Raw genomic sequence first — 13,830 nt, 5'->3', positions numbered from 1 at the left:
AGGGGGCAGGGTAACTTAAAGGTACGCAATTGGCGACCACCTTTTCGTCAAGCGAAAGAAGAAAAAGGGAGCGTGACAGCCATTGAAGCCCAACCTCAGGAGAAAACTGCTCGGTTTCGTTCTTGCTTTCCTTCTTTGTTACCTTGGAACTGCTGAGCCTGTCCAATCTTTTGCGTCATTGCCTGATGAGCTTAGGTTGATTGCCGGCCGGCAGGCCCGCCTGGACGTGGCGATGCCCGTCCAAGCCCTCGCTTCAGTCGATCGTCCCGATGTGGTGCAGTTAAACGGCTCCCGGGAATCGAAGCTCCGAGTATCATTAAAGCAGCCGCTCCAGCTAAATCCCCAGCAAAGCGGCACAGCAGAAGTTACCCTGAAATTATTCGGTAAAATTCCTTTGAAGACAGTCCATGTCAACGTGATGCCGGAGCTGAAGGTATTCCCTGGCGGGCAGACAATTGGCGTTAAGGTTAAATCCTCCGGCATCCTGGTGGTCGGACATCATCTCGTCCGCGCTTCAAACGGGGCAAAGGTATCTCCCGGCGAGGCTGCCGGTCTCAAGCTTGGAGATCTGCTCACCGCCATGGACGGCAAACCGCTGAACGATGTAACGAAGGTCGCCGAGATCGTGGAGAAGGCGGGGAAAGCCAAACGACCGCTTGACATCACGTTCAAACGAAGCGGCAAGGTCATGAAGACCAAGCTGAGTCCCGCTTTCGACGAGGACGATAAAAGCTGGCGTCTTGGGCTTTATATTCGCGATTCAGCAGCCGGGGTAGGCACGTTAACCTTCTATGCCCCGCATCAAAAGGTCTATGGTGCGCTCGGCCACGTCATTACCGACATGAATACCCAGACCCCTATTGAAGTGGGCAGCGGGCAAATCGTACAATCCAATGTCACATCGATTTCAAGAAGCGAAGAAGGGGAACCAGGGGAGAAACGGGCGACCTTTTCCAAAGACGGCAAGGTGCTTGGTAATGTTGAACGCAACACCCATTTCGGCATTTTCGGTAAAATGAAGGATCTGCCGGAGCATGGCCTGTACACGGAGCCGATTCCAATCGCCATGTCCCATGAGGTGAAGGAAGGCCCGGCTGAAATACTGACCGTGGTGGAAGGCCAGGCGGTCGAGCGTTTCACCGTTGAGATCGTTCATGTCTCCAAGCAGGATACGCCCGCAACCAAAGGGCTTGTGCTGCGCATCACCGATCCTAGGCTTCTCAAGAAGACCGGCGGGATCGTGCAAGGCATGAGCGGCAGTCCCATCGTTCAAGACGGCAAGCTGGTCGGGGCGGTTACCCATGTATTTGTGAATGATCCGAAATCCGGCTACGGCTGCTTTATCGAGTGGATGCTTCAGGACTCCGGCGTGTTACCTTCTACAGAATCAAAACCAACACAAAATCTTAAGGCAGGTTGATGCCTTGAGATTTTTTGTCGTAATACGACGAAATACATACTAATTTGAAATAAAATATTTAATTATAAATCAACTTCAAAAAAAAATAAAGAAAAAATAATTTTCGACAGAAGGAATTTAAATCCGTCTGTCGAAAACCATATACACAAGAAAAATAACCAAAAAATCCTAAGTGATCGGATAAAGGAGGAGCACGAATTGCAAAAGATTGAAGTATTATTGGCAGACGACAACCGTGAATTTACGAATTTGCTCGGCGAATACATTTCGGATCAACCCGATATGGTGGTTTCCGGAATCGCTTATAACGGGGAAGAAGTACTGAGCATGATCGAGGAAACGGGAAAAGTACCGGATGTGCTGATCCTTGATATTATTATGCCGCATTTGGACGGTCTCGGCGTCCTTGAGCGTCTCCGTGATATGAATCTGTCCCCGCAGCCGAAAGTGATCATGCTGACCGCATTCGGTCAGGAGAACATCACCCAGCGGGCCGTTCAATTGGGAGCTTCCTATTACATTTTGAAGCCTTTCGATATGGAAGTGCTGGCAAGCCGGATCCGCCAGCTGGTCGGTTCTCCAAGCAACCTGTCGTCCAGCACGCCGTATACGAATGTGAAATCCAATGTCGTGCCGATGGGCAAGGGCAAAAATCTGGATGCGAACATCACCTCGATCATACATGAAATCGGCGTGCCTGCGCATATTAAGGGATATCAATATCTGCGCGAGGCCATTACGATGGTGTACAACAATATTGAAATTCTCGGCGCGATCACGAAGACGCTGTACCCGGCCATCGCCGAGAAATTCAAAACAACGCCATCCCGCGTGGAGCGCGCGATTCGTCATGCTATCGAGGTTGCCTGGACGCGCGGCAACATCGACAGCATCTCGCATCTGTTCGGCTACACGATCAACATTAGCAAATCCAAGCCGACCAACAGCGAATTCATTGCGATGGTCGCTGACAAGCTGAGAATCGAGCATAAGGTTTCTTGAAATGACGGTGTAACGCGGAAATCGGACGGGGATTAGAACGGGTGTCCGTTAGCCTTATATCGGACATGACTTTGTATGTCTCATAAATCGGCACGCGGCTTCCTTCATCCTCCGGTGCTTTCCGTATTCACCTCAAGCTGCACAGCCTTATTGATCGGATGTTTTTAAGCTGAAATACGAAGTAACTTTGCAAACCTTCCTTACCATCCAATGAAAAGCTCATAGCCGGGTCCCTTACTGCTGTTAGGGATATCGAGTTATGGGCTTTTTCTTATGACACATGAAGGCACAGCTTCCGAAACGAGAAAAGGGGCCCTCCCCTCTGGTCTGAAGACCTTCAGGGAGGACCCCTAATTCATCGTTTCCCGGGCAATAATTACAGATAATAGAGCTTAAACTCGATATCCTGATTGTGATTGCCGAATTTTTTGCCAAAGATCGTAGCTCCGCCGACATGCTCGGCATCCTCTTTAACCTCGATCCGAAAAGTCCACCGGTCGCATGTGGTATCCAGGTCCTGAACGGAAATCGCGGACAGCGGATCCCCATCAATGTAAGAGCCGTGCGATGTAATCCGTATGGTCTTCAGCAGCCCATATTGGTTAAGATTGTGCGGCCACCAGTCCGGCGTAAGCTTCCCTCTCGTATCAGCGAAGTCACCGGGACTCGTCCAGGTGCCGAGCTCGATTCCATTAAGCGAAAACGTAATGTCCGAAGGCCAGACGTCATTGGAGAACGGAAATTCAGAGGAGATTTCCAAGCTGATCTCGAACTGCTGCAGCTTCTCGTCCTTCTTGAGGAAGTTCGGGATGTTGTATTGAATGAAGCCCTCGGTAAACCATAGAATCTCCGCGTCCACTCGTTTCGGATCCATAAAATATTTCGGTTCGTCGACTCTTCCGATGAACTCCTTATCGGTTGCCAGACCGCAGGTCGGCTTAAGATCATAGTCCGTGTAGTGCCCGATTGGCACCGAGGTCTCGTAAGAGGCGAAGGAATGGAAGATTTTCTTAGGAAAATTAATTTCGATATGATCGACCTTCAGTATCGATATTTTCTGCTGACCCGATTTCCCCGGCACCTTCTCGGTCTTGATGATTCCGGCATCCTCCAGCTTTTTGATATGCTTGGTGACAATTGCGCTGCTGAGCTGAAGCTCATGGGCGAGGTCCTTGATGTTCATTTTATTTTTGGAGAGAAGCTGGATAATCCGAATTCGAACTTCACTCGCCAGCGCTTCATAGACGACAAGCGAGGATTTGTCTATTTCCAACTGCATTGATCCCACTTCTTTCAATTGGATTTGATTTCCTGGCTTTCTTAACTAATATGAATGATACCACAATTATGGTTAACCTGTACATAAATCAATCAAAATAATGACTGAAAATTTCGCTAATTTAATTAACTAAAACATTAATTAAGACTAAAATTATATAATTAAATTTATACAAATGTTATTGACACCGTTTTCATAATGCATGTATACTGAATCACAGTTAATCGTTTCCATAGCCTTTGAATGAAACGGTTAACGAAATGAATTGTAACAGGAGGAGAACGTGTTGAAGAAAAAAATGGGGGTTTCATTAATACTTGTATTGTTGGCCGTATCCGTATTATCCGGCTGCGGCAGCGGGGACAAAAATACGATAACCTTCTGGACGCCTCTCACAGGGGATGACGGCGCGTACATGGATCAACTGGTGAAGGACTACAATGCCACGAATCCGGAATACAAGGTTAAGCACGTAATCACATCAGACATGTATACGAAGATTTCTACGGTTCTCAACTCCGGCAAGGGCGTTCCCGACCTGGCCATCATCCATGCCGATCGTGTTCCCGGCTTTGTCAAGCAAGGGGTACTGGAGCCAATGACCGGTGTTATGCAAGCGCAACCAGAGCTGAAGGAAGAGAATTATTTGCCGCAGGCTTGGAACACGGGCAATATCGACGGTACCCAGTACACGGTTCCCCTGGATATTCACAGCAATGCGATGTACTACAACAAGGATTTGCTCAAGAAGTACAATGTGGAAAGCTTCCTGGACGATGATGTCGTAACAATCGATGAAATGCTGTCCCTCCAAGGTAAGCTGGACGAAGGGGATTATGTCGTTAACGATGCCTTGTTAGGATGGGTCGTACTGGCACAGATTCAAAACCTCGGCGGCGATATTCAGCAGGAAGGCAAGCCGGCCGTGAATACGGAAGTGATGAAGCAGGCGTTCCAAGAAATTAAAAAGATTGCCGATGCCGGTCTGATGACACCGTTCGGCGAGGACGGCTACTTGATGTTCCAATCCGGCAACGTGATGTTCTCGACAGACGGAACATGGAGCTCGACCGCTCACGCAACCGTAGAGAACCTGAATTTCGGCGTAACAAACATCTACTCTGCAAATGCGGACAAGTTCACCAACCGCGCCTCCTCCCATCTGTTCGCGATGCTGAAGAACGACAAGCGAACGGATGAGAAGGAAGCCGGAATCGGTCAATTCCTGGAGTTTATTCGCCAGAACTCGATGGAGTGGGCGAAGGCAGGACAGATCGTTGCAAGTAAGCAGGTCATTGAAAATCCGGAATACAACAATTACATCCAGTCCTTCTTTACAGCGAGCGATAAACAAATTGAGTCCTTGTACATTTATACTTACGAATACTACCCTTACGTAGCTGAAGCCGTTGATACGTATGCCGCTGATATCGTGCGCGGAAACGTTGATATTGATGAGACTCTCCAAACGATGCAAAAGTTCGTCGAGGATAAGATCGCTGAGGGCAGTAAGGCAGCGGAATAGGCCGTGCGCATGAACAGATAGCAAAAAAGCAATGTGCCATCCGATCATGGCGCATTGCTTTTCCCAAAGGAGAAATGAAAGGGTATGAAAAAGAAGTCGTTGACACCTTATTTCTTTGTAGGTCCACACTTGATTCTGTTTGCCGTATTTATTTTCTTACCGACCATCTACGGTATCTATGCGTCATTCACCCAGTGGAACCTTATCAACGACCCGGTATGGGTCGGACTGGCCAACTACAAGACGATTTTGTTTGATACGGAGTCTACGTTTTACACGCAATTTTTTAACGGGATCAAGAACACTTTGATTTTCGTTGTCTTAAGCGTTCCGATTCTGATCATCATCCCGCTCTTGATCGCGGTGGCGCTGGAGCATAAGAAGGTAAAGATGAAAGGGCTTATGCAGTCCATTCTGTATATCCCGGGCTTGATTTCGATTTCCGCCGCAGCGCTGATCTGGTCGCTGATCTTCAACAAGCAGCTCGGCATTACGAACAACCTTTTCGGTTCGGATACGGTATGGGCGGCCAATCAGCCGTACGCCTGGCTAATTATTATCATCATCACGGTATGGGGCGGAGTTGGGGGCAATATGATCATCTACCGTGCTTCGATCAGCGGCGTATCCAAGGATCTGTATGAGTCGGCCGAAATGGACGGGGCCGGTCCCATCCGGAGATTCTCAAGCATTACCCTGCCGTCGATCCGTTTCCCGCTGATTTATACCTTCGTGATGACAACGGCCGGGGCATTCAACGTGTTCGGACAGCCGTTAATGATGACTGACGGCGGGCCAAGACAAAGCACCACCGTATTAATGATGTACATCCGTCAGCTTGCCTTCGGTCATGGGGAATCCATCGCCGGCATGGCATCCGCCATGGCGGTGTTGCTCGGACTGGTCATTCTCGTCATCTCGGCATTCCAGTATTACGTGATGAATCGGAATGCTTCATAGCCGCCTTGAGCAAACTGCGGCCGGCTATTCGAACGCCAAACGTTAAAAGGTAGGTGTACTGTACATGTCGAACCCGGTGTTGAAGGATGCGGAGGCGGCTCCAAGGGCGGCTAGCCGCAAAGGCGTCCGGTCATCCTCATCCAGCTTGAACATATCGAAATACTTAGCTTATTTGTTTCTTATCATTCTGTGCGTCATATGGGTCATTCCCGTTATTTTCGGCATAACGACATCCTTCCGTTCCCAAACGGAGGTTGTAACCACCGGTTTTCGGCTGCTGCCGGAAAGCTGGATCTTCGATAACTACGTAGCGATCCTGGAAAATACGTCAACTGCGCCGATCCTGCGCTGGCTGATGAACTCGGTCTTTATTGCGACGCTGCACACGCTGCTTGTCATTGTCGTGATATCCATCACGGGTTACGGATACTCCCGCATGAGCTTTAAGGGAAGGGACACGCTGTTCTTCACGCTGCTGGGCATTTCGTTCTTTCCAGGCGTCGTCAACCTCATCCCATCCTATAAAATCATCGATGCCTTGGGCTGGGTGAATACGTCCTGGGCGATGATTATTCCCGGGCTTGCGGGTATGGGGAATATTTTTCTCGTCCGCCAGTTTATGAAAGGCATCCCGAAGGATCTCGACGAATCTGCCCGGGTGGACGGCGCAGGTGACTTCCGGATTTATTATTCCGTTATCTTGCCGCTCATCAAACCGGTGCTGATCGTGTGCGGGCTGTTTTCTTTCACCGGCTCGTGGAATGATTTTCTCTGGCCGGTCATCGTATACACCGATGTCGAGAAGATGCCGGTTACTGCGGGACTGCTGCTGCTGCAGGATATTTACGGAAACTATCGCATGATCGGGCAATTGATGGGGTCGGCTATTCTGGCCATCATTCCGACCTTGCTGCTGTTCCTTTTTGCCCAGAAGTATTTTGTGCAGTCCATAAATCTGAATGCCGGGATTAAAGGTTAATACGACACAAACCTGCGGGTCCCAACCAATAAATATAAAAATCATCATACTTGGATAGGAGTTATCATCATGTCAGAATTGAAATTGAACAATCCCCTCATCGAGCAGAGGGCAGATCCTTGGATTTATAAGCATACCGACGGTTATTATTATTTTACGGCTTCGGTTCCCGAATACGACCGGATTGAGCTGCGTCGCGCCCGTACCATCGCCGGTTTGGCGGAAGCGGAGGCGAAGACGATCTGGGTGAAGCATGAAACCGGATGGATGAGCGCGAACATCTGGGCACCGGAAATTCATTACATCGACGGCAAGTGGTATGTGTATTATGCCGCTGCACATACATCCGAGACAAGGGACGGATTATTCGATCATCGCATGTTTGTCATCGAGAATGAAGCGGCCAACCCCCTTGAAGGCGAGTGGGTCGAAAAAGGGCAGGTCGTGACGAAATGGGAGTCCTTTGCCCTGGACGCAACTACGTTTGAGCATCGCGGTACTCGGTACTATGTGTGGGCCCAGAAGGACCCGGGCATTCCCGGAAACTCCAATCTGTATATTTCGGAAATGGAGAACCCTTGGACGCTCAAGGGAGATCAGGTCCTGATCTCCAAGCCTGAATATGATTGGGAGAAGCAAGGATATTTAGTCAATGAGGGCGCGGCGATCTTGAAGCGGAACGGCCGGATCTTCATGACGTATTCAGCAAGTGCAACTGACCATAATTATTGTATGGGGTTGTTAACAGCGGATGAGAGCAGTGATTTGCTGAATCCGAACTCATGGAGCAAGTCGCCGAAGCCGGTATTCACTACCTCGGAGGCCAACGGCCAGTATGGACCCGGGCATAACAGCTTCACCGTCTCGGAAGACGGCACGCAGGATATTCTTGTCTATCACGCGCGAAGCTACAAAGAGATCGAAGGCGATCCGCTGTATGACCCGAACCGCCATACCCGGGTGCAGCTGATCCGGTGGCATGAGGACGGTACGCCAGACTTCGGCGTGCCGCGCCCGGATACGAAGCTCGTTAATGCAGACTGATTCAACTGAAGCATAAGAGCGGCCAGCGACCATTGCTAAGCGCAATGGAATGCTGGCCGCTTTTTTCATAAAGGAGCCAATAGGGCAGGTTCATCCTGGACGATTCTTGTCGAAGTATAGCCAAACGACGGGATAGCAGCTTTAAATCGGAGCCCGGATGGATGGCTTAGAAGGAATATCGACCCGCGATGGAGAACAAAGGTAAAGTGCGAATTTTCGGTTCATTAAATCGTGTGGGAGGAATATGCAATGGCTAATGTATTGGTCTTGGGCGGAACCCGTTTTTTTGGCAAAAGACTGGTCCAGCGCCTGATCGATAACGGGGACGAGGTCACCATTCTTACGCGGGGCAACCATGAGGACCCGTTCGGCCGGCATGTGCGGCGGATTGCGGCGGATCGGAAGGATCCGGGCGCGCTGAAGCAGGCTGCCGGTGAATCGGATTGGGATATCGTGTATGATAATATATGTTACACGCCGGAGGAAGCCAGGCAAGCCGCCGATATATTTGCAGATCGAACGGGCCATTACGTGCTGACATCGACGCTGTCGGTTTATGATTTTGCCGATCATTCGCTCCGCGAGGAGGATTTCGATCCGTACCGGTATCCGATTATTATGAACGACCAGCAGGACTACAGCTATAAGGAAGGAAAGCGGCAGGCTGAAGCGGTGTTGTTCGGGAGGCATAATTTGAATGTTACGGCAGTGCGGCTTCCGATCGTGCTCGGCCCCGACGACTATACCAAGCGGCTGCTGTTTCATATCGAGCATGCCGCTGCCGGCGAGCCGATCGGATTGCCGGCGCCTGATGCGGAAATATCGTTCATTCATGCCGAGGAGGCTGCCGAGTTCCTCCAATGGGCAGGGGCAGCGAGGTTCGAAGGGCCGATTAATGCCTGCTCCAATGGAACGATAACGGTTAGAGAAATTATGGTCTTGATCGAGAAGGAGATCGGCAGGTCGGCGCCGCTTATGCCGTCAGCATCTCCCGAGCATATGTCTCCGTTCGGAATTCCGGACAACTGGACGATGGACAACTCGAAGGCGTCCGAGGCCGGCTTCCGGTTTTGGAACTTGCGGGATTGGATGCCGCGGTTAATATCCGAGCTATCCACCGAGGTGAGGTTATCTTAGCTTAAGCTCGGGTAAGGCTATACAGAAAGGAAGAAACACCATGAATGACAAAATCGAAGCTTTCAAGATACGAATCCAGCAGTTGACGGCTGACGGAAAGTGCTCCCCCGAGGCTGCAGCGCTGATCGACGATATGGTTGTGGAGCTTGAGGCGGCCTATAAGCAGAACCTGAACCTGAGAAAGACGGCCCTTAAGGCGGTATCGAAGCAGGATAGGATGTCCAGCAGGCTGAAGGATGCGCTTATGGAGTGAGCCAGGTTCTTTGTATGAACGCTCGGCCGTAAGGTAAAAGTTAATGTTCATTAACGAAGTTTGCCCTAGCTAAAGGGGATGCCCCCAAGATCTGATTGATCTTAAGGGCATCCCCTTTAAGCAGTTGACTGTGCCTAAAGTCAGCTTCCGGATGAGGTTCCCGGCTTCGGTGTAGAACGCTTCTTCTTAAACCGAGGGCCGACATAATTGCGCTTACGGTCACGGAACAGAATCCAGCCGCCAAGAAAGCCAATCCCCAGCACAAAGAGCGCAAGACCGCCAAGGAACGGAAGCCAGCCGAAGGAGGGATCGGTCACGCGATCATCCCCATGGACGGCGATATATAGAAACACCGCATCTTTCATCATTAAGAAGCCTTTCATCGCCATAAAGCCGGGAATAACCAAAATAAGGATGGCGATAAACCGCGAAATAATCATTTTCATAAGGAGATTCCTTCCTGAGACTGATGTAAAGTTCTATCGTTTATCATACCTTTTTCCATAGGAGATGTCTATTTGGTTTAAGGCGGTTTCGATTTTGTGTTCAGCTAAAAAGAGAGTACAATGATAGAGAATAACTGGACTTATGTTGGAGGTGCCGATTGTGGCAATTACATGTGATGTAGCGATACTTGGCGGGGGGACCGGAGGATATGTTGCTGCCATCCGGGCGGCCCAGCTTGGAAAAAATGTGGTCATCATTGAACAGGACAAGCTGGGAGGAACCTGCCTGCATCGCGGCTGTATTCCGAGCAAAGCCTTGCTCCGGAGCGCCGAGCTTTTTGCAGAGATGAAGGACAGCGAGCGCTACGGCATCGAGGCGGACGGCGTCCGTTTATCGTTTGGCAAAGTGCAGCAGCGCAAAGAAGGGATCGTTGATAAACTGTATCAAGGCGTTCAATATTTGATGCGGAAAAATAAAATTACCGTGGTCCAAGGAAAAGGGAGAGTCATCGGTCCTTCCATTTTCTCGCCGCGGAGCGGGGCGGTCGCCGTAGAGCTTCCGGACGGCGAGATGGAGACGGTCGTTCCAACCCATTTGATTATTGCCACGGGCTCCAGACCGCGCCATCTGCCCGGGTTAGAGCCGGACGGCGTACATATCCTGACCAGCGACCATGCGCTCCGGCTGGAGGAGCTTCCCGAATCCATCCTCATTGTCGGTGGCGGCGTCATCGGCGTGGAATGGGCTTCGATGCTGAATGATTTCGGTGTGAACGTCACCGTGATCGAGGCGGCGCCGCAGCTTTTGCCAGCAGAGGATGAAGAAATCGGGCGGGAGCTTAAAAAGCAGCTTGCCGGAAGGGGCGTTGACATCCTGACGGACGCCAAGCTGCTGCTCGAAACCTGCGAGATTCAAGAAGGCAGCGTTACGGTTACGGCCCTGCATAACGGCGAGACCAGGGTGCTGACCGCGGATAAGCTTCTGATGTCCGTAGGAAGGATTGGTAATACCGATCAGATCGGCCTGGAGAACACCGATGTCCGCGTGGAGAACGGAATGATTGCCGTGAATGCGAACATGCAAACGACCGAACCGCATATTTATGCGATCGGCGACTGCATCGGGGGTCTTCAGCTTGCACATGCCGCCAGCCATGAGGGGATCACTGCCGTGAATCATCTGGCCGGCGAGGCTCAGGTGACTTATCGCAAAGAGTGGATCCCGCGCTGCATTTATTCCCGTCCCGAGGCGGCCAGCGTAGGCCTTACGGAGAAGGAAGCCCGGGAGCGCGGACATGCGGTCAAGGTCGGCAAGTTTCCTTTCTCCGCGATCGGCAAGGCGCTGGTCAACGGGGTGCAGGAAGGCTTTGTTAAGGTGATTGCTGACCAGGAGACACAGGATATTTTGGGCGTTCATATGATCGGTCCGCATGTCACGGAGCTGATCGGGGAAGCAGCCCTTGCGCAGGTGCTGGATGCCACGCCTTGGGAAGTAGGAGCAGCGGTTCATGCGCACCCGTCTTTGTCGGAAATCATAGGCGAAGCGATGCTGGCCGTGGACGGAAAATCGATCGGTTTATAGGCCTTAAGGCTTCCTTTGTGGAATCCCTCATTTCTTTTTGGTTAAAAAGGGATTATAATAACATTAAGCCAAGTCTTAGTACCAGGTTTTAATACTTGCTCTGATATGCCGTTGATGACGGTGCTAACGCACCGAACCTGGAGGGCGCGGCTCATGATAAAGGAGGGATCTCCATGAAAGAACAAGAAACGATGACTTCAAAGACCAATCGGCATGAACAGCTTGGGCTTACTGACGGACAGGTTCTGGACATGTACAAATATATGGTGCTGGCGCGCAAGTTCGATGAGCGCAACCTGCTGCTGCAGCGTGCCGGCAAAATTAACTTTCACGTATCCGGGATCGGACAGGAGGCTTGCCAGGTCGCTGCGGCTTTTGCTCTCGACAGGGAGAAGGATTATTTCCTGCCATACTACCGTGATTACGGATTTGTGATGGCTGTCGGTATGACCCCTCGGGAGCTTATGCTGTCGGCATTTGCGAAGGCGGAGGATCCGAACAGCGGCGGCCGGCAAATGCCCGGGCATTTCGGGAGCAAGCGGCTGCGCATCGTGACAGGGTCCAGCCCGGTTACAACGCAGGTTCCGCATGCAGTAGGGATCGCGCTGGCGGCGAAGATGCAGAAGAAGGATTTTGTGACATTTGTTACGTTCGGCGAAGGCTCGAGCAACCAGGGAGATTTCCATGAGGGCTGCAACTTTGCCGGTGTTCATAAGCTTCCGGTCATTTTGATGTGCGAGAACAACCAATACGCGATTTCGGTTCCGATTCACAAGCAGCTCAGCGGCAAAGTGAGCGACCGGGCGCTGGGATACGGCTTCCCGGGCATTCGGGTAGACGGCAATGATGCTCTCGCCGTGTATGCGGCGGTCAAAGAAGCGCGTGAGCGGGCCATCCGCGGCGAAGGGCCGACGCTGATCGAATCGATGATGTATCGTCTGTCCCCGCATTCCACCTCCGATAATGATTTGGCTTATCGTACGAAAGAGGAGGTCGAAGAGAACTGGAAGAAGGATGGCGTCGCCCGGTTCAAGAATTATCTGATCGATTGCGGATTGTGGGACGAAACGCGGGATCAGGACCTGATCGCACAATTGAATCTGGAAATAAAAGAAGCGACTGAATCCGCAGACAATGCGCCGTTTCCTAAGCCGGAAGATACGCTTCTTCACGTATATGCCAGTGATGAAGGAGGGGCTCAAGCATGGCGGTAATGGAGTATATTGATGCAATTCGTCTTGCAATGAAGGAAGAGATGGAACGGGATGAAGCCGTATTCGTCCTCGGTGAGGACGTTGGCGTAAAGGGCGGCGTGTTCACCACAACGAAAGGCCTGATGGAGCAGTTCGGAGAAATGCGCGTAATGGATACTCCGCTCTCGGAGTCGGCGATCGCCGGCGTAGCCATCGGGGCCGCCATGTATGGCATGAAGCCGATTGCGGAGATGCAGTATTCGGATTTTATGCTTCCGGCGACCAACCAGATCATCAGTGAAGCTGCCAAGATCCGTTACCGCTCGAATAACGACTGGAGCTGTCCGGTGGTTATCCGTGCGCCGATCGGAGGGGGAATATTCGGCGGACTGTACCATTCCCAGTGTCCGGAATCGATATTCGTCGGGACGCCGGGACTTAAGATTGTCGCCCCTTTCTCGGCGTATGATGCGAAGGGACTGCTGAAGGCGGCGGTGCGCGATCCGGATCCGGTCCTGTTCTTCGAGAACAAAAAGTGCTACAAGCTGATCAAGGGCGAGGTTCCGGATGACGATTACGTCGTACCGATCGGGAAGGCCAACCTGCTTCGGGAAGGGGCCGACATTACGGTGATCGGCTATAGTCAGCCGCTGCATTTTGTCATGCAGGCCGCTGAGGAGCTGGAGAAGGAAGAGGGCATCACCGCCCACGTGCTCGATCTGCGCACCCTGCAGCCGCTGGATCAGCAGGCGATCATAGATGCAGCCCGCCAGACAGGGAAGGTGCTGATCGTGCATGAGGACAACAAAACCGGCGGTGTCGGCGCTGAAGTAGCGGCGATCATTGCCGAGCACTGCTTGTACGATCTGGATGCGCCGATTATGCGCCTGTGCGGACCGGATGTGCCGGCGATGCCGATTAGTCCGCCGATGGAGAAGTTTTTTATGCTGAACAAAGATAAGGTCAAAGAATCCATGCGTCAGCTGGCGCTTTACTAAGAACAGGGAGTT

13 protein-coding genes are annotated in these 13,830 nt (G+C 51.4%); 11 read left to right on the top strand and 2 right to left on the bottom strand.

Features of this window, described 5'->3' with window-relative positions; translation table 11 throughout:
* Positions 1-82: 82 nt before the first annotated feature.
* Complete coding sequence (gene spoIVB, locus BBD41_RS04570) at positions 83-1,420, top strand: SpoIVB peptidase (protein ID WP_099476836.1); 1,338 nt, start codon at positions 83-85, stop codon at positions 1,418-1,420.
* Between the two features lie 198 nt (positions 1,421-1,618).
* Positions 1,619-2,422 (top strand): sporulation transcription factor Spo0A, encoded by an 804-nt coding sequence (gene spo0A, locus BBD41_RS04565; RefSeq protein ID WP_077565361.1) that lies wholly within the window; start codon positions 1,619-1,621, stop codon positions 2,420-2,422.
* Positions 2,423-2,798: 376 nt separating this feature from the next.
* Here the strand turns inward: spo0A and BBD41_RS04560 are convergent, their stop codons facing one another.
* Positions 2,799-3,701: an ArsR/SmtB family transcription factor gene (locus BBD41_RS04560; RefSeq protein WP_077565362.1), complete on the bottom strand. Its 903-nt coding sequence runs from the start codon at positions 3,699-3,701 to the stop codon at positions 2,799-2,801.
* Positions 3,702-3,984: 283 nt separating this feature from the next.
* Here BBD41_RS04560 and BBD41_RS04555 point away from each other — a divergent pair, with 283 nt between their 5' ends.
* From BBD41_RS04555 to BBD41_RS04530, 6 genes are all read left to right on the top strand, one after another.
* The gene (locus tag BBD41_RS04555; protein WP_099476835.1) at positions 3,985-5,226 is read left to right on the top strand and encodes an extracellular solute-binding protein; all 1,242 of its coding nucleotides are present in this window, start codon (positions 3,985-3,987) and stop codon (positions 5,224-5,226) included.
* Positions 5,227-5,310: 84 nt separating this feature from the next.
* On the top strand, positions 5,311-6,186 hold the full coding sequence (locus tag BBD41_RS04550; RefSeq protein ID WP_099476834.1) for a carbohydrate ABC transporter permease: 876 nt from the start codon (positions 5,311-5,313) through the stop codon (positions 6,184-6,186).
* 64 nt (positions 6,187-6,250) lie between these two features.
* Positions 6,251-7,165, top strand: coding sequence for a carbohydrate ABC transporter permease (locus tag BBD41_RS04545; RefSeq protein ID WP_099476833.1), 915 nt, complete (start codon positions 6,251-6,253; stop codon positions 7,163-7,165).
* 69 nt (positions 7,166-7,234) lie between these two features.
* Positions 7,235-8,209, top strand: a complete 975-nt coding sequence (locus BBD41_RS04540) for a glycoside hydrolase family 43 protein (protein WP_077565366.1) — start codon at positions 7,235-7,237, stop codon at positions 8,207-8,209.
* Between the two features lie 249 nt (positions 8,210-8,458).
* A complete protein-coding gene (locus BBD41_RS04535; protein WP_099476832.1) occupies positions 8,459-9,346 on the top strand; it encodes an NAD-dependent epimerase/dehydratase family protein in 888 nt (295 codons plus the stop codon).
* A gap of 40 nt (positions 9,347-9,386) precedes the next feature.
* Positions 9,387-9,599, top strand: a complete 213-nt coding sequence (locus tag BBD41_RS04530) for a hypothetical protein (protein ID WP_099476831.1) — start codon at positions 9,387-9,389, stop codon at positions 9,597-9,599.
* A 140-nt stretch (positions 9,600-9,739) separates the two neighbouring features.
* Here the strand turns inward: BBD41_RS04530 and BBD41_RS04525 are convergent, their stop codons facing one another.
* Complete coding sequence (locus tag BBD41_RS04525) at positions 9,740-10,045, bottom strand: DUF2627 domain-containing protein (protein ID WP_077565369.1); 306 nt, start codon at positions 10,043-10,045, stop codon at positions 9,740-9,742.
* A gap of 160 nt (positions 10,046-10,205) precedes the next feature.
* Between BBD41_RS04525 and lpdA the strand changes: the two genes are divergently transcribed.
* The 3 genes from lpdA (at position 10,206) to BBD41_RS04510 (ending at position 13,818) form a co-directional block, all read left to right on the top strand.
* Entirely contained in the window at positions 10,206-11,627 is a 1,422-nt protein-coding gene (gene lpdA, locus BBD41_RS04520) for a dihydrolipoyl dehydrogenase (protein ID WP_099476830.1), read from the top strand.
* Between the two features lie 173 nt (positions 11,628-11,800).
* On the top strand, positions 11,801-12,841 hold the full coding sequence (locus tag BBD41_RS04515) for a thiamine pyrophosphate-dependent dehydrogenase E1 component subunit alpha (RefSeq protein ID WP_099476829.1): 1,041 nt from the start codon (positions 11,801-11,803) through the stop codon (positions 12,839-12,841).
* On the top strand, positions 12,832-13,818 hold the full coding sequence (locus BBD41_RS04510; protein WP_077565372.1) for an alpha-ketoacid dehydrogenase subunit beta: 987 nt from the start codon (positions 12,832-12,834) through the stop codon (positions 13,816-13,818). Before BBD41_RS04515 ends, BBD41_RS04510 begins: the two co-directional genes overlap by 10 nt.
* Positions 13,819-13,830 lie beyond the last annotated feature (12 nt).

Source organism: Paenibacillus ihbetae, from assembly GCF_002741055.1.
Classification (GTDB): Bacteria; Bacillota; Bacilli; order Paenibacillales; family Paenibacillaceae; genus Paenibacillus_AQ; species Paenibacillus_AQ ihbetae.
Note: the sequence above shows the minus strand (reverse complement) of the source record. Positions and strands in the feature narration are given on the sequence as shown.

Excerpts from the sequence above, each read along its gene's own strand:
- BBD41_RS04560 (WP_077565362.1), bottom strand. The coding sequence starts at position 3,701 with ATGCAGTTGGAAATAGACAAATCCTCGCTTGTCGTCTATGAAGCGCTG.
- BBD41_RS04550 (WP_099476834.1), top strand. The coding sequence starts at position 5,311 with ATGAAAAAGAAGTCGTTGACACCTTATTTCTTTGTAGGTCCACACTTG.
- BBD41_RS04545 (WP_099476833.1), top strand. The coding sequence starts at position 6,251 with ATGTCGAACCCGGTGTTGAAGGATGCGGAGGCGGCTCCAAGGGCGGCT.
- BBD41_RS04540 (WP_077565366.1), top strand. The coding sequence starts at position 7,235 with ATGTCAGAATTGAAATTGAACAATCCCCTCATCGAGCAGAGGGCAGAT.
- BBD41_RS04535 (WP_099476832.1), top strand. The coding sequence starts at position 8,459 with ATGGCTAATGTATTGGTCTTGGGCGGAACCCGTTTTTTTGGCAAAAGA.
- BBD41_RS04530 (WP_099476831.1), top strand. The coding sequence starts at position 9,387 with ATGAATGACAAAATCGAAGCTTTCAAGATACGAATCCAGCAGTTGACG.
- BBD41_RS04525 (WP_077565369.1), bottom strand. The coding sequence starts at position 10,045 with ATGAAAATGATTATTTCGCGGTTTATCGCCATCCTTATTTTGGTTATT.
- BBD41_RS04515 (WP_099476829.1), top strand. The coding sequence starts at position 11,801 with ATGAAAGAACAAGAAACGATGACTTCAAAGACCAATCGGCATGAACAG.
- BBD41_RS04510 (WP_077565372.1), top strand. The coding sequence starts at position 12,832 with ATGGCGGTAATGGAGTATATTGATGCAATTCGTCTTGCAATGAAGGAA.